The 21,709-nt window shown below is 70.0% G+C and carries 3 protein-coding genes (1 of these 3 cut by a window edge); all 3 read right to left on the bottom strand.

Annotated elements, in window-relative coordinates; genetic code table 11:
- Positions 1-361: 361 nt before the first annotated feature.
- Positions 362-1,393 (bottom strand): sporulation protein, encoded by a 1,032-nt coding sequence (locus tag BMY07_RS02310; protein ID WP_092774694.1) that lies wholly within the window; start codon positions 1,391-1,393, stop codon positions 362-364.
- Between the two features lie 122 nt (positions 1,394-1,515).
- Positions 1,516-15,666, bottom strand: coding sequence for a non-ribosomal peptide synthetase (locus BMY07_RS02305; RefSeq protein WP_092774693.1), 14,151 nt, complete (start codon positions 15,664-15,666; stop codon positions 1,516-1,518).
- Positions 15,667-15,712: 46 nt separating this feature from the next.
- Positions 15,713-21,709: the 3' portion of a non-ribosomal peptide synthetase gene (locus BMY07_RS02300; RefSeq protein WP_177215388.1), read on the bottom strand. The gene runs 2,682 nt beyond the window's last position; 5,997 of the gene's 8,679 nt are visible here — the last part of the coding sequence; its start codon lies off the right edge, out of view — the gene reads right to left on this strand; its stop codon occupies positions 15,713-15,715.

Here is a 21,709-nt window from a genome sequence, read left to right as displayed (position 1 = left end):
GAGCGTTGTTCGGCCAACGTCGTTTGGGGGCGCGTTGGACCAATGCTGCGGACGGGGCGTTCGGACCAACGTCGGTGGGGCAATGTTGCAGAGGGGTGCGCTCTCCAGCGATAGCGCATGGCGGCAGGTCAGCGCGGCGGATTCAGGTGCTGCGACGGGCTGTCGTCGGTGCCCGGGCGTCTGGCGGGGCCGTCTTTTCGTGGGGGGCCGGTTCGTCCACTGTGGACCTCGGCGGGGAGTGCTTGGGTACGTGGGTGTCGCGGTATGTGCGGTTGGGCGGTCGACGCGGTGTCTGTTGGGTCTTGAGTGGGGTAGTGGGAAGGCGGCCCGCCAAGGGGGTGGCGGGCCGCTTCGTGGGGGGTTATTCCTCGCCTGCGAAGTCTTCGCCGGTGTCGCCGTCGATGAGGCCGCCATCCAGCATGTCGCCGAGGATCATGCCGCCTACGATGCCTGCGGCGGCGCCGCCGACCACGGTGCCCATGCCGGGGCCGCGGCGGTGGCCGTGGTGGTCCTGGTGGCCATAACCGGGCTGGCCGTACGCGGGCTGTCCGTAGCCGGGTTGGCCGTAGGGCTGCTGGCCGTACGCGGGCTGGTGGCCGCCGCCGAAGGCGGCGTTGCCGGGGGAGCGCTGGGAGACCTGCTCCAGCCACTGGCCGATGACGGGGGCCCAGTCGGTGTTCTCCGCTTCCTGGTGCGGCACCGCGAACCGGCCGAAGGCGTCTCCACCGCCGCCGAAGATGCCGCCGCGGCGGTCGGCCTCCAGGACGATGTGCAGCTCGTGTGGCGTAGCGACGAAAGTCAGCTCTACCTGGCTGATGCGCCCCGAGAACTGCGGCGGCGCGTAGAACTCGATCTCCTGGTACACCGGCAGCTGCTGCGGCACGCCGTGCAGCCGACCGACCTCGAGGTCGGCCTTGGCGAAGCGGAACCCGAGCGCGCCGAACGCGTCGAGGACGCGGTCCTGCGAGGGCAGCGGGTGGATCACGACCGGGTCGAGGTCGCCCTTGTCCGGGGCGCCCGCGATGACCAGGTCGGTGCGCAGGCCCAGGTTCATCCCGGGCAGCGGGCTGCCGCCGACCGCGGTGATCGGCGCCTCCCACGGCACCGGCAGCTGGAACGGCACGTCCAGGTCCTGGTTGGCGGAGACCCGCAGCCGCTCGGCGACGACGAAGCGCAGCAGTTCGCCGGTGCCCGTCGCCTCACCGCCGTGGTGCTCGACCTCGACGCGCCCCTGCAGCGCGAGCACGGCCTGCCCGATCTCGACGTCCGCGCTGCCGCCCTTGATCCGGATCCGACCGGTGAGCGTTCCGCCCGGTCCGACGTGCGGCGAGTCCAGCACGGTGTCCACCGAGGGCCCCCCAACGCCGAAGGCCGAAAGCATCCGCTTGAACATCTGGCGACTCCTGGATCCGGGTCAGAGAAAGGGGCAAATCCGACACTAGCACACAGTGCCGGACTGCCTCCGCCCCGTGGCCGGACGCCACCCCGATGGGCAACCTGTTGTACCCCAACGGTTTACAGCAGCCGGGAGAGCACCTCCCCCAACTCGGGCAGCATCTTGGGCGACACCACCTGCGCGTGCCTGCACGCGAACTCGACTACCTCGATCGACGGCGCCAGGTCACGCCAGTCGTCCGCGGCCGAGTAGTGCGTCTCTTCGAAACCGGGCTCGGGTACAAGTGCGTCGACCAACAGCAGAGGGCCGTCATAGGACGGGTACTCGGCGGTCGCGAGTAAGCGCTGACTGGTCAGGTAGCTGGTGACCACGGCCTCTACCGCGGCAGTGTCGAACTCCGACATGACGTCTCCCCTGGCGTGGATCGCGGCCACGGCGGAGTCCATGGTCACCGCGTCCGGCAGCGGGTAGTCCAAGTCGGACAGCAGGCCTTCCAGGGCTTCCTGCTGGTCAGCGGGCACGGTGTCGAGCACGGGGTCGAAGTGGCGGGAGTCGAGCAGCGCCAACAGCGACACCTCGTGGCCCCCCGCGCGAAGAGCGACCGCGACCAGGTAGGCGACGTTCCCGCCGAAGGACCAGCCCACCAGCCGGTATGGGCCTACCGCTTGGCGTCGGGTGATCTCGGCGGCGTACCGCTCGGCCACCTCGGCGAGGCTGTCGAACGCCGTTCCCGGTTCGGTGAGCAGCGGCGACTGCAAGCCGAGCAGGGGGATGTCATCCGGCAGCCACGCCTTGAGCGGCGCGAACTGCCAGGCGAGGCCACTGGCCGGGTGCACCACGAACACCGGCACACCGGATCCGGCGCGGAGTTCGACCACCGGGTCGAGCGCGTTGGCGGCGGTCCCCCCATCCAGGTGGGCGGCAAGAGCGGCTGGAGTGGGCGCGGTGAACAGGGTCGTGATCGGCAGTCTTACGCCGGTGCGCGACTCAAGCGCGGCGCTGAGGCGGACTAGAAGCAGCGAATGGCCGCCTAGAACGAAGAAGTCGTCGTCAGCACCAACAGTGTCGAGTCCGAGTACCTCCGCGAAGAGGTCACACAGCAGCCGTTCGCGGTCTGTCGCGGGTTCGCGGCCAATCGAGAGCGCCGCGAAGTCGAGTGCAGGGAGTGCGCGACGGTTCACCTTGCCGTTCGCTGTCAGGGGGAACGCGTCCAAGGTGACGTAAGCGGACGGAACCATGTACTCCGGCAGGCGAGCCGAAGCGGCGACCCTCAAGGCCGCCGGGTCGACCGAGGCGGGCGTGACGTAGGCGACCAGGCGTGAGTCGCGGGCTACCACGACCGCCCGGGTCACATCGTCCACAGTGGAGAGAACTGACTCCACCTCACCGAGTTCGATGCGGAAACCGCGGACCTTGACCTGATCGTCAACGCGACCCAGGTACTCGATCCCAGCGGCGGTACGACGAACGAGGTCACCTGTGCGGTAGAGCCGACCGTCGCCGTACGGGTTGGCGACGAACCTGGACGCAGTCAGGTCGGGGCGACGGTGGTAGCCGCGCACCACGCCGTGTCCGGCCAGGTACAACTCGCCCACTACGCCGTCAGGGACCAGCCCTAGCGCCGAATCCAGGACGTAAGCCTGGGTGGCGCGGATGGGGTGCCCGATCACGACATGCTCGTCGACAACCTCCGCCGACGTCGACCAGACCGTGGTCTCGGTCGGGCCATAGAGGTTGACGACGCGTCGAGCGCGGCCCGCGAGCGCACCGGCCAGCGATGACGGCAGTGCCTCGCCGCCGACCAGCACCGTCGTGGCACCGAGGTCCACGCCGGTGTCCAGAACCGCCTGCCACAGCGACGGGGTGGCCTGCACGTAGTCGGTGATCGCCCCGGAGAGCAGCCTCGGGTCGAGCACCTCTTCGCGGGAGGCCACCCGCACGGTCACCCCGCGCGTCAACGGCACCAGCAGTTCCAGCACGGCGATGTCGAAGGACAGCGTGGTGACCGCCAACAACCGATCACCGGGGCCGAACCCGACCAACTCGCCCATGGCCTCGGCGAAGTTCGCGACCGCGCCGTGGGGGACGACAACGCCCTTGGGGCGCCCGGTGGAGCCGGAGGTGTGGATCACGTACGCGGGGCTGTCGATGTGTGGCAGCTCGGCCGGAACGGCGCCGTGCCACGTGTCGGCGAAGGTGACCGTCTCCGCGATCGGCGGCAGGACGGATCTAAGAGCGTCGGTCGTCACCAAGAGCGAGGGTTCGGTGTCCTCGACCATGTACTCCAGCCGGTCGGCCGGGAACTCAGGGTCGAGCGGCAGGTATGCGGCACCGGATCGCAGCACCGCGAGCATCGCGACGACCATGTCCACGGAACGCGGTAGGGCCAACGCGACGATTCGCTCGGGACCAGCCCCACGCCGGACAAGCTCACCGGCCAACGCTTCGGCTCGCATCAACAGCTCGCCGTAGGTGATAGAGCCGTCGCCTGCTTCCACGGCGACAGCATCCGGTGTGGCAGCGGCTTGGGCCGCGAACCGGGCCGGGATCGTGTCGGTGACGACATGGTCCGCCGGGAAGTCGAGCAGCGAGCGGCGTTCGTCGCCGGTGAGCAGGTCGACCGTGCCGATCGGGTCTGCCGGGGCGACGGCGACCGCCTCGACGAACCGGACGAGGCGGTCGGCGAGCCGCGCGGCGGTGGCCCGGTCGAACAGGTCGTCGGCGTACTCGATGGTGCCGGTGATGCCGTCGGCCAGCTCGGTGAAGGTGAACGTCAGGTCGAACCTCGCCGTGGTGACCTCGATGTCCAGACTTGGGCTGTCCGGCTCGGCGGCGGTGACCCCGGGCAGGCCGAGGTCGCGGTCGTCGGCGTCGTGGAAGATGACCATGGTCTGGAACAGCGGGTGCCTGGCCATCGACCGGGCCGGGTTGAGGATCTCCACCAGCCGCTCGAACGGCACGTCCTGGTGCGCGTAGGCGGCCAAGTCGGTCTCCCGGACCCGGGCGAGCAGCTCGGCGAAGGTCGGGTCGCCGGAGACGTCCGTGCGCAGCACGAGCGTGTTGAGGAAGAAGCCGACGAGGTCGTCGAGCGCCTCGTCGGTGCGGCCCGCGATGGGTGAGCCCAGTGGGATGTCGGTGCCCGCGCCGAGCCGTGAGAGCAAGGCGGCGACGGCGGCCTGGGTCGCCATGAACAGCGTGGCGCCGTTGGCCCGCGCGGCGGCGCGGAGGCCACGCAGTGCGTCACCGCTGAGGTCGAAGGTGACTTCCCCGCCACGGTAGGACGCGACAGGCGGCCTTGGACGGTCGACCGGTAGCGCCAACTCCTCGGGCATGCCCGCTAGCGCCGATCGCCAGTAGGCAACCTGGGTCGACACAACGCTGTCTGGGACATCCTCGGAGCCGAGCAGGTCTCGCTGCCAGAGCGTGTAGTCGGCGTACTGCACCGGAAGCGCTGCCCATTCGGGTATAGCCCCAACGCGCCGGGCCGCGTAAGCCACACCAAGGTCTCCGAGAAGCGGTGGAGTCGACCACTCGTCGGCGGCGATGTGGTGCACCAGCAGCACGATCACCGACTCGCCCGCTTCGCGGAACAGCCAGGCGCGAACCGGGATCTCCCGCGTGAAGTCGAAGGTGTACTCCGTGGCTTCTTGGACGCCACCACCGTCTATGACTTCGAATGGAACCTCTACATCCGACAACACCGACTGGTACGGAACCCCGTTGTGGTCAGGGAACACCGTCCGCAGACTCTCGTGCCGGGCAATGACGTCATTGAGCGCGGCCTGCAACGCGGCAGCGTCCACGTCGCCTGTAAGGCGGGTGGTCAGCGGGATGTTGTAGGTGGAGCTGGGCCCTTCCATCCGGAACAAGAACCACAGCCGCTGCTGCGCGAACGACAGCGGCAACCGCCCCGGCCGGTCCAACCGCGTCAAGGCAGGCCGGGCGACACCGGATAGCGGAAGACGCGACACGAGCCCCGCGACCGTAGGCGCTTCAAAGACGTCCCGGATCGTGGGCTCGACTCCCAGCACCGAGCGGACTCGGCTGACCAGCTTGGTCGCCAACAACGAGTGGCCGCCCAAGGTGAAGAAGTTGTCGTCGGTGCCCACGCTGTCCAGCCCGAGCAGGTCGGCGAAGATCCCGGCGACGAGCTCTTCACGCGGGGAGCGCGCCGCGCGCTTCTCCCCCGTGTCCACAACCGGGTCAGGTAGGGCCTTACGGTCAACCTTGCCGTTAGCGGTGATCGGCAGGGCTTCCAGTTCGACGAACGCAGTCGGCACCATGTAGTCGGGCAGGGTGGTGCGAGCCCACGCCGCCAGGTCGGACAGGTCGGCTCCACCATCGGCGACGACGTAAGCGGCCAGGTAGGCGCTACCGGCAGGAACCGTCACGACTGAGGACCGGACGCCGGGGTGGGCGAGGAGCGCGGACTCGACCTCTTCCAGTTCCAGGCGCATGCCCCGGATCTTGACCTGGTTGTCAGCGCGACCGACGAAGTCCAGCGACCCGTCACCTGCCCAGCGGACGAGGTCGCCGGTGCGGTAGAGCCGGGTTCCTGGAGCGCCGAACGGGTCCGCGACGAATCGGGACGCGGTCAGGTCCGGTCGGTTCACATAACCGCGGCCGAGGAGATAACCGCCGACGTACAACTCACCCGCGATTCCGGCTTGCACCGGGTTAAGAGCATCGTCGAGCACATAGAGCTGGGTGTTGGGGTTAGGCCTACCGATGGAGGTTGCGATGCGGTCGGAGCCTTCGCGGTAGACGACGTGGGAGACACCGATGGTCGTCTCCGCAGGGCCGTAACCGTGGTACATCGTGGTGTCGAGCGCGGCACGGAACCGGTCGAACAGATCCGGAGTCAGGACCTCCCCACCGCACCACACGTGGCGCAGACCGCGCAGGGACTGCGTTCCCGCCGCCAGCTCCAAGAGCGCGTCCAGCATGGACGAGGGCAGGTAGACGAAGGTGACGCGCCCGTTGTCGATGAGGTCGAGCAGGTAACGCGGGTCGCGCTCCCCGCCCGGGTCGGCGATGACCAACCGCCCACCGGTGACCAGGGGAAGAAGGATCTCGTTGACGGAGATGTCGAACGAGAGCGGCGCCTTGAACAGCGACGCGTCACCTTGTCCAAACCCGAGCAGTCCGCTCTGCCAGACCAGCCGAGCGCTGATGGCCTCGTGCCGGATCATCGCCCCCTTGGGCGTACCCGTGGAGCCCGAGGTGAACATGACATAGGCGAGTTGAGCGCCGTGTGTGTGGTCGGACTGGGCGACCGGGTGCCCGCCGAATGACCAGCTTGTGAGGTCGACATAGAGATCGGACTCGACGACACCACCGGGACCAGTCACGGTCAGCATCGCACCGGACTCCGCCACCACGGTCTCGCGCCGGGCGATCGGCCAGGTTGGGTCAAGAGGGACGAACGCTCCGCCCGCGCGAAGGATCGCGAGCAACGCGATGACCATCTCCGCGCCGCGCGGCAGGCCGATGGCCACTACGCGCTCGGGTCCGACACCTCGCTGGTTCAGCTCGGTGGCGAGCTGCCCGACAAGAACATCCAACTCCTGGTAGGTCAACCTGGCCGTGCCCGACACAAGAGCGATCTCGTGTGGGAAGGACGCGAAGGCAGCTGTCAGAAGCTCCGGGAGCGTGCGAGTCACCTCGGGCTCGGCGGTGTCATTCCAACCGCGCAGCACCAGGTCACGCTCGTCGGCAGCCAAGAGGTCCACCGTGCGGATGGACTGCCCCGGGTCAGTGGCAACTGCCGTGAGCAGGCGGACCAGCCGGTTGGCGATGTCGGTGACGGTGGACCGGTCGAACAGGTCGGTGGCGTACTCGATGGACCCCACCATCCCGGCGATTCCCCCAGTGCCCGCCGGGGTGTCGGAGAAGCCGACCGAGAGGTCGAACTTGGCCGTGGTCGTGGCCAGGTCCTGCGCGGCGGTCTCGGTGCCGGGCAGGCCGAGGTCGTCGGTGTCGAGGCCGGTGTGGGTGACCATGACGTGGAACAGCGGGTGCCTGGCCATGGACCGGGCGGGGTTGAGGATCTCCACCAGCCGCTCGAAGGGCACGTCCTGGTGCGCGTACGCGGCCAGGTCGGCCTCGTGGACCCGGCGGAGGAGTTCGGCGAAGGTCGGGTCGCCGGAGACGTCCGTGCGCAGCACGAGGGTGTTGACGAAGAACCCGACCAGCCGGTCCAGGTTCTCGTCGGTGCGGCCCGCGATGGGCGTGCCGAGCGGGATGTCGGTGCCCGCGCCGAGCCGCGCCAGCAGGGCGGCGACGGCGGCCTGCACGACCATGAACGTGGTCACGCCCTCGCGGCGGGCGAGGTCCCGCAGGTCGGCCACGACCTGGGCCGGTAGGTCGAACCGGACGTCGTCGCCCCGGTAGGACGCGACAACCGGACGCGGTCGGTCCAGCGGTAGCGCGATCTCCTCTGGTGCGCCCGCGAGGGTGTCCCGCCAGTAGGCCACCTGCTTGGACACGAGGCTGTCAGCGTCATCCTCGGAACCGAGCAGGTCCCGCTGCCAGAGGGTGTAGTCCGCGTACTGAACCGGTAGCGCTGTCCACTCAGGTGCGGTGCCAGCGCGGCGGGCGGCGTAAGCGGTGCCCAGGTCGCCAAGCAGCGGAGCGGTGGACCACTCATCGGCCGCGATGTGGTGGACGAGCAGCACGATCACGGACACATCAACGGACTCACGGAACAGCCACGCGCGAACCGGGATCTCGCGGGACAGGTCGAAGGCGTATTCGGTGGCCTCTTGGACACCACCACCGTCTACGACCTCGAACGTAACCTCTACATCCGACAACACCGACTGATACGGAACCCCGTCATGATCAGGGAACACCGTCCGCAGACTCTCATGCCGAACGACGAGATCGTTGAGCGCGAGCTGAAGCGCGGCAGCGTCAACGTCACCGGTAAGCCTCGCGACGAACGGGATGTTGTTGGTAGAGCTTGGGCCTTCCATCCGGAACAAGAACCAGAGTCGCTGCTGCGCGAACGACAGCGGCAACCGCTCGGGCCTTTCGACGGCCTCTAATGCCGGGCGCGCATCGCCGGTGCTACCGACGAGGGCGGCGATACCGGCGACAGTGCGCGCGGTGAAGACATCGCGGATCGCCAGCTCCGTGCCCACGGTTGCGCGCAGGCGGGAGACGAGCCTGGTCGCCAGCAGCGAGTGGCCGCCGATGGTGAAGAAGTCGTCGTCCGGTCCCACCGAGGGCAGGTCCAGCACCTCGGCGAACAGGGACGCGACGATTTCCTCGGCCGGGGTGCGCGCTCGACCTTGTCCAGCGACGTACTCGGGCGACGGAAGGGCCTTGCGGTCGACCTTGCCGCTAGGAAGGGTCGGGAACTCGTCGAGCACTACGACGGCAGCAGGCACCATGTGCTCAGGTAGGACAGCCGCAACCTGGTTACGTAGACGAGTCGGATCCGGCGTTTGCCCTGTCGCTGCGATGACATAAGCCAGGAGTTGGTTGTCTCGGGCGATGACGGTCGCGCGCGCCACTGACGCGTCGTCGGTCAGCGCGGTTTCGACCTCACCGGGTTCGATGCGAAACCCGCGAACCTTGATCTGGTCGTCAACACGCCCCAGGAACTCAAGCTGACCGCCCTGGTTCCACCGCACCAGGTCACCCGTGCGGTAGAGCCGCCCGGTGCCGGAAAGGAAGTCCGGAATGAAGCGGGACGCAGTAAGACCGGGCTGGTTCAGGTAGCCGCGGGTGACACCGGCTCCACCGATGTATAGCTCGCCCGGCACACCTGTCGGCGGCTGGCCAAGGCTGCGGTTGAGGACGTAGACCTCGGTGTTCCCGACAGGGCTGCCGATGACAGGTGAGCCCGACTGGATGCGAGCGAAGGTGGCGTCAACTGTCGTCTCGGTCGGGCCGTAGAAGTTGAACGCGGTGACGTTCGATGCCGCGAGCTGGTCCCACAAGGTCTCACTCACCGCCTCGCCGCCAGTACCGACGAAGGCGATTCCAGTGTCCAGCAGACCCTCTTCGACCAGCTGGGCCAGCAGGACAGGCGCGGCGTCGAGGTAGTTGATGCCGTGCTCACGGACATACGCGACTAGCGCGGTCGGGTCCGGCTGGACGATGTGCAGCTCGTGCCCGGCCACCATCCACAGCAGACCGTCCACCGACGCGTCGAACGCGAAGGACGCAGCGTTGATGACCCGTTGGCGTTGCTCCGGCATCACCGTCGCGCGGTGCGAGGCAAGCAGGTTCGCCAGGTTGCTGTGCTCGACGACCACGCCCTTGGGCTTGCCGGTGGATCCTGAGGTGTAGAGGACGTAGGCAGCACCAAGAGGGGCGGCGGAGTCGTAGGTGCCAGTGACGTCGATGCCGTCGAGGACGACAGTGGGCTGGGCGTCGGCGAGCATGTAAGAGATCCGCCCGGCCGGGTAGGTCGGGTCCAGCACTAGATATGCCGCACCGGCCCGCCAGACGCCAAGGATCGCCGCGACAAGATCGGCCGACGACGCCATCGACAGGCCGACGACATCTCCCGGCCTTACGCCACGGTCGACAAGGTGCCCGGCGACCGCACGGGACAAGAGGTCGAGTTCAGCGAAACTCAGCCCTCGACGCTCGTCGACAACCGCCGTGGTGTCCGGCGTCGCGGCGACCTGGTGGTCGAACACGGCGAGCACGGACTCGGCTGCGGTGACTCGCGGCCCGGTGCCCACGTCCTTCTGGGCGGCCAGGTCCGGCGCGGTGGCGAGGGTGATGCCGCGAACGGGGTGGCTCGGGTCGTCGGCGATCGTGTCGAGCACGCGGACGAGGCTGTCGGCCAGCCAGGTCGCGGTGTCGCGGTCGAACACATCCGGCCGGTACTCCAGCGACAGCTCCAGCGTCTCCCCCACCTCGGCGGTGAGCGTCAACGGGTAGTCGGTCGCGTCAGTGCCGGACACGCCCGTGACGCGTAACCCAGCGGCCTGTTCGGCGCGGCCTAGCGCGTCGGTGTCGACCGGGTAGCTCTCGAACACGGTAAGGGTGTCGAACAGCTCGGTCAGGCCGGTAGCCCTACCGATGTCGGCCAGGCCTAGGTGCTGGTGCTCGATAAGAGCGGACTGCTCCGCCTGCACGCGGCGCGCGGCTTCGGCCACGGTCTCGGCCGGGTCGAGCCGCACGCGGACCGGCACGGTGTTGATGAACAGGCCGATCATCGACTCGACACCGGGCAGGTCGGCGGGGCGCCCGGACACCGTGGCGCCGAACACCACGTCCTCGCGGCCGAGGTGGCGGGCCAGGACCAGGCCCCAGGCGAGCTGGATGGCGGTGTTCATGGTGACGCCGAGTGCCCTGGCGCCCTCGGTGAGGCGCGCGGTGAGGGTGTCAGCGCGATCGGACGCGGCCAGCGCGCGGGTGAGGTCGAAGTCGACCTTCTCGGGGCGGACGGTCGTGGTGCTCGGCCCGGCGAGCAGGGTCGGCTCGGCACCATCGAGCGCCTTCGCCCATGCGGCCCTCGCCTGGGCGGCGTCCTGCTCTGCCAACCAGGTGAGGTAGTCGTCGAACGGACGGGGTGCGCCGAGGGTGACGCCGCCGTAGAGCTCGAAGAGTTCCTGGCCGAGCAGCGGGGTCGACCAGCCGTCGAGCAGCACGTGGTGGTTGGTGATGACCAGCCGGTGGCCGCCGTCGGGCAGGTGCAGCAGCAGGAACCGGATCAGCGGCGCGGTCGCTGGGTCGAACCGGGTGTCGAGGTCGGCGGCGATGACGGACTCGTCGCCGGTGACCTCGTGCCACGGCGCGCGGACGTCGTCGAGGACGAGCTGCACGAGTTCGCCGTTTGCGCGCTCGCGGAAGCAGACCCGTAGGTTCGCGTGCCGGGCGAGCAGTGCGTCAGCGGCGGCGCGGAGCCGGGCAGCGTCAACGGTGCCGTCTAGGTGCAGGACTGTCTGCACGGTGTAGACGTCGGCGCCTTCGAGGCCGGAGAGAAAGAGAAGGCCAGCTTGCAGTGGTGAGAGAGGCCAGATGTCGACCACGTTGTCGACGAGAAGCGCGTCGACCTCGGCTTGGTCGAGCGTGACAAGAGGGAAGTCCGAGGGCGTGCGGCCACCTGTGGCGCCAGCGAGTTCCGCGAGGGCGTCGCGCCAGTGGTCGCTGATGGCGTTGACCTCGGCGTCGGTGAACACGCCATCGGGCCAGGTCCAGTCAACTGTGAGCGTGGACCCGATCGCGACGATGTCGATCTGAAGGGCGTGGTCGAGCGGCATGTCCTTGTCGGCGCCACCGGCGATGCCCGCTTCGACCGGGGACCACGGCGCGGTGTCGGAGCTGGCGGGCTCGAACCGGCCGAGGTAGTTGACCAGCAGCTGCGGCTTGGTGGTGAGCTGCTCGGCGGTGTCGGGGTTGAGGTGGCGGAGCAGGCCGAAGCCGGTGCCGGAGCCGGGTGTCGCGCGCAGGCTTTCCTTGACCCGCTTGAGGGTCGTGGCGGCGTCGCGCGGGTCGATCCCGCCGAGGCGCACCGGGTAGAGGCTGGTGAACCAGCCAACGGTGCGGTGCAGGTCGGCGCCGGGGACCAGGTCCTCGTCGCGGCCGTGGGCCTCGCGGTCGAGCAGCACGGAGGTCAGGCCGCGCCACCGGCCGAGGGCCACGGACAGGCCCGCGAGCAGGACGTCGTCGATCTCGGCGGTGAACCGGGCCGCGACCTCGGTGGGCAGCGCGCCGATCTCGGTGCGCGCGGTCTTGGCCGTCGCCAGGGTGTCGGTGGCCGGGTCGAGCGCGCGGGAACCGAGCAGCGGGTCGTCGCCCGCGAGGGTCTCAGTCCAGTGCGGTAGCTCGTTGACGCTCGCGGCGGCCTCGACGACACCTTGTGCCCAGCGGCGGAACGACGTGCCGATCGGTTGCAGGTCCGCGCCCTCGTAGGCCTCAACGAGGTCCGGTAGCAGGATCCGCCATGAGACACCGTCGACCACGAGGTGGTGAGCGGCAACTACGACTACGCCCGCGTCCGGGAACCACACAACGCGGAGCACTCGGGACGCGGCAGGGTCAAGGGTGTCCAAGACGGCGTCGACGTCGAGTGCGCCAGAGACGACCGCGACGGCGTTGGCGGCGTCTGCGGTGGTGGGAATATCCAGGCCCTCTTGCGTCAGGCGGGCTCGGAGGATGACGTGGGTGTCGAGGAGCTTCTGGACGGTGGTCGTAAGACGAGCCTCGGTGAGGTCGGTGGGCGCGGTCAGCACCTGCACTTGGGCGTAGCGGTTGATGGGGCCGCTGTTGGCCATGAGGTCGTGCATGATCGGGGTCAGCGGAACGATGCCGACCGCTGTCCCCTCCTCCTCGACCACTACCGGCTCGCTCTTGGCGTCAGCGACCGCGGCTAGGGCGGCGACCGTGCGCTGCTCGAACACATCGCGCGGAGACAGCGTCACCCCGGCCGCGCGGGCACGGCTGACGAGCTGGATGGAGACGATGCTGTCACCGCCGAGGGTGAAGAAGTCGTCGTCCATACCTACGGCGGATAGACCTAGGACACCTGCGAACAGGTCGTGCAGTACGGACTCCGTGGGAGTGCGCGGTTCCCGGATAGCGGTGACGAGCCCGCTGAGGTCCGGGTCGGGTAGCGCTGCCCGGTTGATCTTGCCGCTGGGGAGCAGCGGGAACTCGTCCACGACTACGACCGCGGACGGCACCATGTGTTCCGGCAGCACTGCCTTGGCGTGTTCGCGAACAGTCTCGGCGGACGCGCCCACGACGTAGGCGATGAGCCGCGAGTCCCGGACTACAGCGGTGACGCGCGGAGCGACCTCGGCGAGCACGGCCTCGACCTCGCCCAGCTCGACCCGGAACCCGCGCACCTTGACCTGGTCGTCCGCGCGGCCGAGAAACTCCAGCGACCCGGACGGTTTCCACCGCACCAGGTCACCCGTCCGGTACAACCGCCCAGCACCGAACGGGTTCGCCACGAACCGCGACGCCGTCAGCCCCGGCTGCTCCCAGTACCCGCGTGCCACGCCGGCGCCACCGACGTACAGCTCACCCACGACACCGGGCGCTACCAGCGACAACGCCGGGTCGAGGACGTAGGCGGTGGAGTTCGCCACGGGCCGCCCGATCATGACGTCCGCGCCCGTGATCGGCGCCACCACGGCATCCACAGTGGACTCGGTGGGGCCGTAGAAGTTGAACGCCTCGACGGTGCTGGTGGCCAGGTCGCGCCACAGCGCGGCGCCGACCGCCTCGCCGCCGGTGCCCACGACGGACACGCCGGACTCCAGCAGGCCGTCCGCGACGAGCTGGGTCAGCAGCGACGGCGCGGCGTCGAGGTAGGTGATGTCCCTGGTGCGGACGTACTCGACCAGGGCGCGCGTGTCGCGCATCAGGTCACCGTCGGCGATGTGCAGGGTGTGCCCGGCGAACAGCCAGAGCAGCGGGTCGAGCGAGGCGTCGAAGGAGAACGACGCGGCGTGTAGGACCGGACCGGGGCGCATGATCACACGGTGCGCGGCGAGCAGATTGACCAGACCCGCGTGCTCGACAACGACGCCCTTAGGCCTACCCGTCGAGCCGGACGTGTAGATCATGTAGGCAGCGCCGGTAACCGGGACTGGCGTGAGCGCGGCTGACATGTGGTCCTCTATGGAGGACAGTACCAACGCGGGACGGGCGTCTTCCAGCATGTAGCGGATGCGCTCTGCCGGGTAGCCGGGGTCGACCGGTAGGTGTATCGCGCCCGCCTTCCAGATGGCCAGCAACGCGATGACAGCGTCAACGGTGCGCGGGAGCATCGACGCCACTACGGCCTCAGAGGTGACCCCCTGGGATTGCAGCCACCCAGCCAGTAGATCCGAACGGGCGTCGAGTTCCGCGAAGGCCAACGAGTCGGTTGCGTCAACGACGGCGGGCGCCTCGGGGGCCGCGGAAACCGAGGCCGCAAACGCTTGCAGTACCGAGGTTCCGCCCACGCCGATGGTGACACCGCGCGAGAGGGCGGCGAGGGTCGTGCGTTCCTCGGCGGTCATCAGGTCGAGTTCGCGGACGGGTGTCGCCGAGTCGGTGACGAAAGCGGTCAGGGCGGCCACGAGCCGGGTCGCGAACCTGGCCGTGTCCGCACCGGAGATGACGTCGGGGCGGTGGTCGATCCACACGTCAAGCCCGCCGGTGGCCTCGGCGGTCAGCGTGAGCGGGTAGTTGGTGTCGTCGGTGCCCTGGACGCCGACCACGCGCAGCCCGGCGGCGTCCTCCGCGCGGCCGAGCGCCTCGGTGTCGACCGGGTAGCTCTCGAAGACGGTGATCGTGTCGAACAGCTCGGGCAGGCCGGTGTGCCGCTGGACGCGGGACAGGCCGACGTACTGGTGGTCCATCACCCGCGCCTGCTCGGCCTGCACCCGGGCCAGCAGCGCGGCGGCGGTCTCGGCGGGGTCGAGGCGGACGCGGACCGGCACGGTGTTGATGAACAGGCCGATCATGGACTCCGCGCCGGGCAGGTCGGCGGGGCGCCCGGACACGGTGGCACCGAACACGACGTCGTCGCGACCGAGGTGCCGGGCGAGGACCAACCCCCACGCGGTTTGCAGCAGGGTGTTGACGGTGACGCGGAGCATGCGGGCCACCTCGCCGAGCCGCGCCGCGAGGCCGGGGGCGATCTCCACGGGGACGCGCCGGGTCAGCGCGCCGGAGTTCGCCGCGCCGGGCGGGCCGACGAGCGTGGGCTCGGTGACCCCGTCGAGCGCCTCGGCCCAGGTTTTCTCGCCGAGGTCGCGGTCCTGGCGGGAGAGCCAGACGAGGTAATCGCGGAACGGCCGAACCCGGCGCAGACCACCGGTGTCGCCGCGCGCGCCGTAGATCTCGAACAACTCGCCGAGCAGCAACGGGGTGGACCACCCGTCGAGCAGGATGTGGTGGTTCGTCACCAGCAACCGGTGCCGATCGGGGCCGATCGTCGCCAGCAGGAACCGGATCAGCGGAGGAGCCGCCAGGTCGAACCTCGTCGCCCGATCGCGCTCGACGATGGCAGGCCACTCGGCCTCAGTGGCGACGATCTCGGTCCACGGCACCGCGACCCTGGCAGGCACCAACTGCACGGGCCTATCAGCGTCCTCGGTGCTGAAGCAAACCCGCAGATTGGGATGCCGCCGCAACAACGCCCCCGCCGCCTCCCGCATCAACTCGGCGTCCAGCGGGCCCTCGACCTCGAGCACGGTCTGCACCGTGTAAACGTCCACCTCGGACTCGTCGTAGCCGGAGAGGAACAACAACCCCTCCTGCAACGGCGAAAGCGGCCAGATGTCCTGCAGACCCGCGCGGCTCACGGGGTTCTCCGTTCGGGTTCGGTGCGGGGGTGGGGTCGGGTGGTGCTCATAGGTCCCGCCATTTGGCCTCGAAGCGGTCGATCTGGTCTTGGGCGAAGCCGGTGAGCAGGAGGTCGGATGGGGTGAGGCCGCCCGCGCCTTCTTCGGCGCCGTGTTCGGCCAGGGCGCGGAGGGCTCCGGCGACGCAGGTGGCCAGGTCTCGGATCGCGCGTTCGGTGAAGACGCCGTCGGGGTAGGTCCAGGCGATGTGGAGCTCCGGGCCTGCGACGGTGGTGATGTCCACTTGGAGGGGGTATTCGGCGGGCATGTCGGGGTCCGCGCCGCCGCCGATGCCGGGTAGGGGGGACCAGGGGCCGGTGGGGGCTGCGGTGTCGAAGCGGCCCAGGTAGTTGAACAGCACCTGGCGCCTGCCGGTGAGGGCCTGCTCGGTGTCGGGGTTGAGGTGGCGCAGCAGGCCGAAGCCGATGCCGCTACCGGGCGTCGACCGCAGGCACTCCTTGACCTGCTTGACCGCCCGGCCCGCGTCCGGCCCACCCTCGACGGCGTCGGCGATGTCGATGCCCGCCAGGTCGAGGCGGACCGGGTGGACGCTGGTGAACCACCCGACCGTGCGGTGCAGGTCCGCGCCGGGGACGGCCTCCTCGTCGCGGCCGTGCGACTCCAGGTCGACGGTGATCGCCGTGCGCCGCTGGTCGCGGTAGCGCGCCGACCACCGCGCCACGCCGAGCGCGAACCCGGTCAGCAGCACGTCGTCGACCTCGGCGTGGAACAGCTCGGGCACCGGCCCCAGCACCGGCTCGGCCACATCGGCGGCGACGGTCGTGACCACCTGCCGCAGCCCGGACACGGTGTCCCCGTCCAGCAGCCGATCCCCCAGCGGCGCCTCGTCGGCGGCCACCACGGTCGTCCAGTGCGCGAGTTCGTCGACCCGGGTGCGCGCGGCCTCCACCAATCCGGAGGCCCATCCCCGCAACGACGTCCCCACGGCCTGGAGCGCCTGCCCGTCGTAGGCGGCGACCAGGTCCGGCACCAGGATCCGCCACGAAACCCCGTCCACGACCAGGTGGTGCGCCGCGAGGACGACGACCTGCGCCGTGGGGAACCAGGCGACGCGGACGGTGTTGACCTCGGGGTCGAGGGTGTCCAGGACGCGGTCCACGTCCAGGGGGCCGTCCAGTTCCAGGACCAGGTCCTCGGCGGGGAGCGCGGGTGGGACGAGGAGGCCCTCGGGGGTCAGGCGGGCGCGGAGGATGTCGTGGGTGTCGATCAGGGTCTGCACGGCGGCGACCAGTCGCGGGCGGGTCAGGTCGGCGGGGGCGCGGAGGACCCGGGTCTGGGCGAAGCGGTCGAGACGGCCGCCGAGGTCCAGGACCGTGCGCATGATCGGGGTGAAGGGGACGAGGCCGGTGCCGTCATCTGTTGCGACGGCGGGCTTGTCGGTGACGGCGACGAGGGCGAGTGCCGCAACGGTGCGCTGCTCGAAGACGTCGCGGGGCGAGAACCGCAGGCAGGCACCGCGCGCGCGGCTCACCAGTTGGATGGAGACGATGCTGTCGCCGCCGAGCGCGAAGAAGTCGTCGTCCACGCCCACGGTGGGTAGGCCCAGGACAGCGGCGAAGATCTCGACGAGGACGGCCTCGACGTCGGTCGTCGCGGCCCGGGTGGAGACCAGTGCGGCGAAGTCGGGATCGGGCAGCGCGGCGCGGTCCACCTTGCCGTTGGGCAGCAATGGGATCTCGTCGATCGCAACGAAGGCCGACGGCACCATGTGGTCCGGCAACCGGGACGCGGCGTGCGCACGCAGGTCCGTGGCGCCGATGACGTGCGCCACGAGTCGGCCGTCGCGCACGGTGGCGATGGCGGCGGTCACCTCCGGGTGCTCGCACAGCACCGCCTCGACCTCGCCCGGCTCGACCCGGAACCCGCGCACCTTGACCTGGTCGTCCGCACGGCCGAGGAACTCCAACGACCTGGAGCCGTTCCACCGCACCAGGTCACCCGTCCGGTACAACCGCCCAGCACCGAACGGGTTCGCCACGAACCGCGACGCCGTCAGCCCCGGCTGACCGAGGTAGCCGCGAGCCACACCGGGACCGCCGACGTACAGCTCACCGACCACACCGGGCGCCACCAGCCCCAGCGTCGGATCCAGCACGTACGCGACCGAGTTCGCCACCGGCCGCCCGATCACGACGTCCGAACCGGCGACCGGCGCCACCACAGTGTCCACAGTGCACTCGGTGGGGCCGTAGAAGTTGAATGCCTCAACGGAACTGGCCGCCAACTCGTGCCACAACGCGGCGCTCACGGCCTCAGCGCCGGTCCCGACCACCGACACGCCGGAGGTCAGCAGGCCATCGGACGCGAGCTGCCCCAACAGGGACGGCGCCGCGTCGACGTAGGCGATGCCGTTCGACCGGACGTACTCCACACCCGGTTCCGCGACGATGTGCAGTTCGTGCCCGGCGACCAGCCACAGCAGTGGGTCGAGCGAGGCGTCGAACGAGAACGAGGCCGCCTGCAACGCGGGACCCGGCCGCATCACCGTCGCCTGGTGCGAGGCCAGCAGGTTCACCAGTCCGGCGTGCTCGACGACGACGCCCTTCGGCCGCCCGGTGGACCCCGACGTGAAGATCACGTACGCCGCGCCGGACACCGGGCCACCGGTGAACGAGTAGCCCGACACCGCGTCGATCTCCACCGCGCCGGGCATGCCGACCGCGGCGATGGTCAGCGTCACCGCGGGCCGAGCCTGCTCGACCATGTACGCCAGCCGGTCGGCCGGGTACTCCGGGTCGAGCACCAGGTACGCCGCGCCCGCCTTCCACACGCCGATGATCGCGGCCACGAGCCCAGCGGAGGACGGCACCGCCAACGCCACCACATCGCCCGCACGAACCCCCTGGGAGACAAGGAGTCCGGCGATCTGATCCGACCGCTCGGCCAGTTCGCCATAGGTGAACACGGCATCGGATCCGACCACAGCGCGCGCCGAGAGGTCCTGCCGGGCCAACGTGTCCAGCACCGACGAGTCCGAGACCTCCACAATCGGCCCACGGGAAGCGGCGAGTAGTGACGCTCGCTCCACATCGGACATCAAGTCAAGGTCGCGCACCTTCGTTTCCGGCGCGGAAAAGGCTTCCAGCGCGCGGACGAACCGCTCAGCCCATGCCGACACGACATCGTCCGACACCAGGTCGTCGCGCACGTCCAGCCACGCGGACAGACCAGCCCCCACGGTCAGCGTGATCGGGTAGTGCGTCGCGTCGGCGCCGGTCACGCCGCTCACCTGGAACCCGGCGGCGGTCTCGGCCCGGTCCAGTGCGGCGGTGTCGATCGGGAAGCTCTCGAACACGGTCAGCGTGTCGAACAGGTCACCGACGCCGACCGCGCGCTGGATGTCGGCGAGCCCGACGTGGTGGTGGTCAAGCAAAGCGGCCTGCTCGGCCTGCACGCGCGACAGCAGCGATGCCACGGACTCGGCTGGGTCGAGCCGGACCCGCACCGGCAGGGTGTTGATGAACAGGCCGATCATCGACTCGACGCCGGGCAGGTCAGCGGGCCGGCCGGACACGGTGGCGCCGAACACGACGTCACCTCGGCCGAGACCACGTGCCAGCGTCAAGCCCCACGCGGTCTGCACGAGAGTGTTGAGCGTGACTCCGCGTTCCCGCGCGACCTTCGGCAACCCTTCCGGCAGAACGAGGTCGACCTTGCGCGGCAACGCACCCGACTTCGCGGCACCCGCCGGTGCGACCAAGGTCGGCTCAGAAACACCTGCGAGGGCTTGCGCCCACGGCTGGACCCCGACGTCCCGAGTGGACAGCCAGGTGAGGAAGTCCCGGTACGGCCGGACGGCGGGAAGCGCGTTGCCCGCGTAAAGCTCGAACAGTTCTCGCACCAGCAAGGGTGTCGACCAGCCGTCGAGCAGGACGTGGTGGAACGAGAACAGCAGCCGGTGCCGCTCTGGGCCGCCGCGACCGAGGATGAAGCGGACCAGCGGCGCGGCAGCGACATCGAACCGGGTGCGCTGGTCGTCGGCGACGAGCTGCTCCCAACCGCCGAGGTCGACCTCGCGCCACGGCAGCTCGACTCGTTCGTGCACAACGAGAACGGGGTCGCCGGTGGCGGTGCTGTCGAGGGCGGCGCGCAGCGTGTCGTGCCGGGCGATCAGCGCCTCCGCCGCAGCGCGGAGCCGTGCGGTGTCGAGCGGTCCGGTCAGCTCGCAGGCGAACTGCACGGTGTAGACGTCGGTGGCGTGATCGTCGAACCGCGACAGGAAGGCGATCCCCTGCTGCAGGGCGGTCGGGCGCCACACGTCGACCATGCCGGGATGTGCGGCGACCAAGGAGTCCACATCAGACTGAATGAGGCCGACCAGCGGGAAGTCGGACGGGGTGAACCCGCCCGCGCCGGTCGCGGCGTGCCGGTCGATGGCGTCGAGCGCGCCGACCCACGCGGCGGCCAACTCGTCGACCTCGGCCTGCTCCAGCAGCGCGGCGGGCCACGAGAAGGTGGCGGTCAGCTCCCCGTCCGCGGTGACGGCGTTGATGTCGAGCACGTGCCCGACCGGCAGTTCCGCGTTGGCGTCGCCGCCGAGCGCGCCCGCCTCCGGCGCGCCCGACCAGGGCCCGGTGGCTCCCGTGGTGCCGAAGCGGCCCAGGTAGTTGAACAGGATCTCGGGGGTGGAGGCGGGTAGGGAGTCGCGCAGCAATCCAAATCCGAGGCCCTCCCCCGGCACCGAGCGCAGCTGTTCCTTGACCAGTTTGAGTGCGAGTCCGGCCGCGGCACCACCGGCGAACGCGTCGGTGACGTCGACCCCGGCCAGGTCGAGGCGGACGGGGTGCAGCGAGGTGAACCAGCCGACGGTGCGGTGCAGGTCGGCGCCGGGGACGGCGTCCTCGACGCGGCCGTGCCCCTCGCGGTCGACCACCTGCCACGACACGCCGCGGGTCCGGGCGACGGCCAGCGCCAACGCCGTGAGCAGGACGTCCTCGACGCCCGCGTGGTAGGCGGCCGGGACGGCTCCGAGCAGCCTGGACGTGGTCTCCTTCGACACCGCGACCCGGACGGATCGCACGGTGGACACCGTGTCCCGCACGGGGTCGATCCGGCGTCCGGTCACGCCGTCGAGGGTCGCGCGCCAGTGGTCGATTTCAGCGTCGCGGTCCTGAGTGGACAGCGCGGTCGCCCAGTCGCGGAACGAGGTGCCGACCGGCGCGAGCGGCTTAGCGGCAACGGCGTCGGCGAGGTCCGGCACGATGATCCGCCACGAGACGCCGTCGACGACCAGGTGGTGCGCGACGATGAGCAGGCGGTCAGGCGCGAACCACACAATCCGCAGCATCTCCCCCGCCTCAGGGTCGAGCTCGGCGTACGCGCGGGCCGCCTCGGCCGCGAAGTCGGTGCCCTCGACCCGGCGCACGACTGCGTCGGCGCGCACCGATCCCACCGGGCGGACGTCGAGCGCGTCGCCGGTGAGCTTGGCGCGCAGGATGGCGTGGGTGTCCACAACGGACTGCACGGCCGAGGTGAGTCGTGCCGGGGTCAGCCCGTCCGGCGCGACCAGCAGCCGCGCCTGGGAGACCCGGGTGATGGGGCCGCCTCGGCCGAGCAGTTCGCGCATGATCGGCGTCAGGGGGACCCGGCCGGTGCCGGTGGAGGCGACGGCGGGCGCGGGCGCGGCGGCGACCTCGGCGATCCTGGCCACGGTGCGGCGTTCGAAGACGTCGCGCGGGGAGAACCTGAGCCCTTCGGCGCGAGCGCGGCTGACGAGCTGGATCGAGATGATGCTGTCGCCGCCGAGCGCGAAGAAGTCGTCGTCCAGGCCGACCGTCGGCACACCGAGCACCTCGGCGAACACGGCCGCGAGGGTCCGCTCGGCGTCGGTCTCGGGCTGGCGAGAGGTGGTGAGGCCCGCGAAGTCGGGCGCGGGGAGGGCCTTGCGGTCCACCTTGCCGTTCGGGGTGAGAGGAATGCGGTCGAGCACTACGACCGCGGCGGGGACCATGTGCTCGGGTAGGTCTCGCGCCGCCCAGTCGCG

The sequence above is a fragment of the Actinokineospora terrae genome, assembly GCF_900111175.1.
GTDB lineage: Bacteria > Actinomycetota > Actinomycetes > Mycobacteriales > Pseudonocardiaceae > Actinokineospora > Actinokineospora terrae.
Note: the sequence above shows the minus strand (reverse complement) of the source record. Positions and strands in the feature narration are given on the sequence as shown.

Coding starts and splice junctions, on each gene's coding strand:
- BMY07_RS02310 (WP_092774694.1), bottom strand. CDS start 1,393: ATGTTCAAGCGGATGCTTTCGGCCTTCGGCGTTGGGGGGCCCTCGGTG.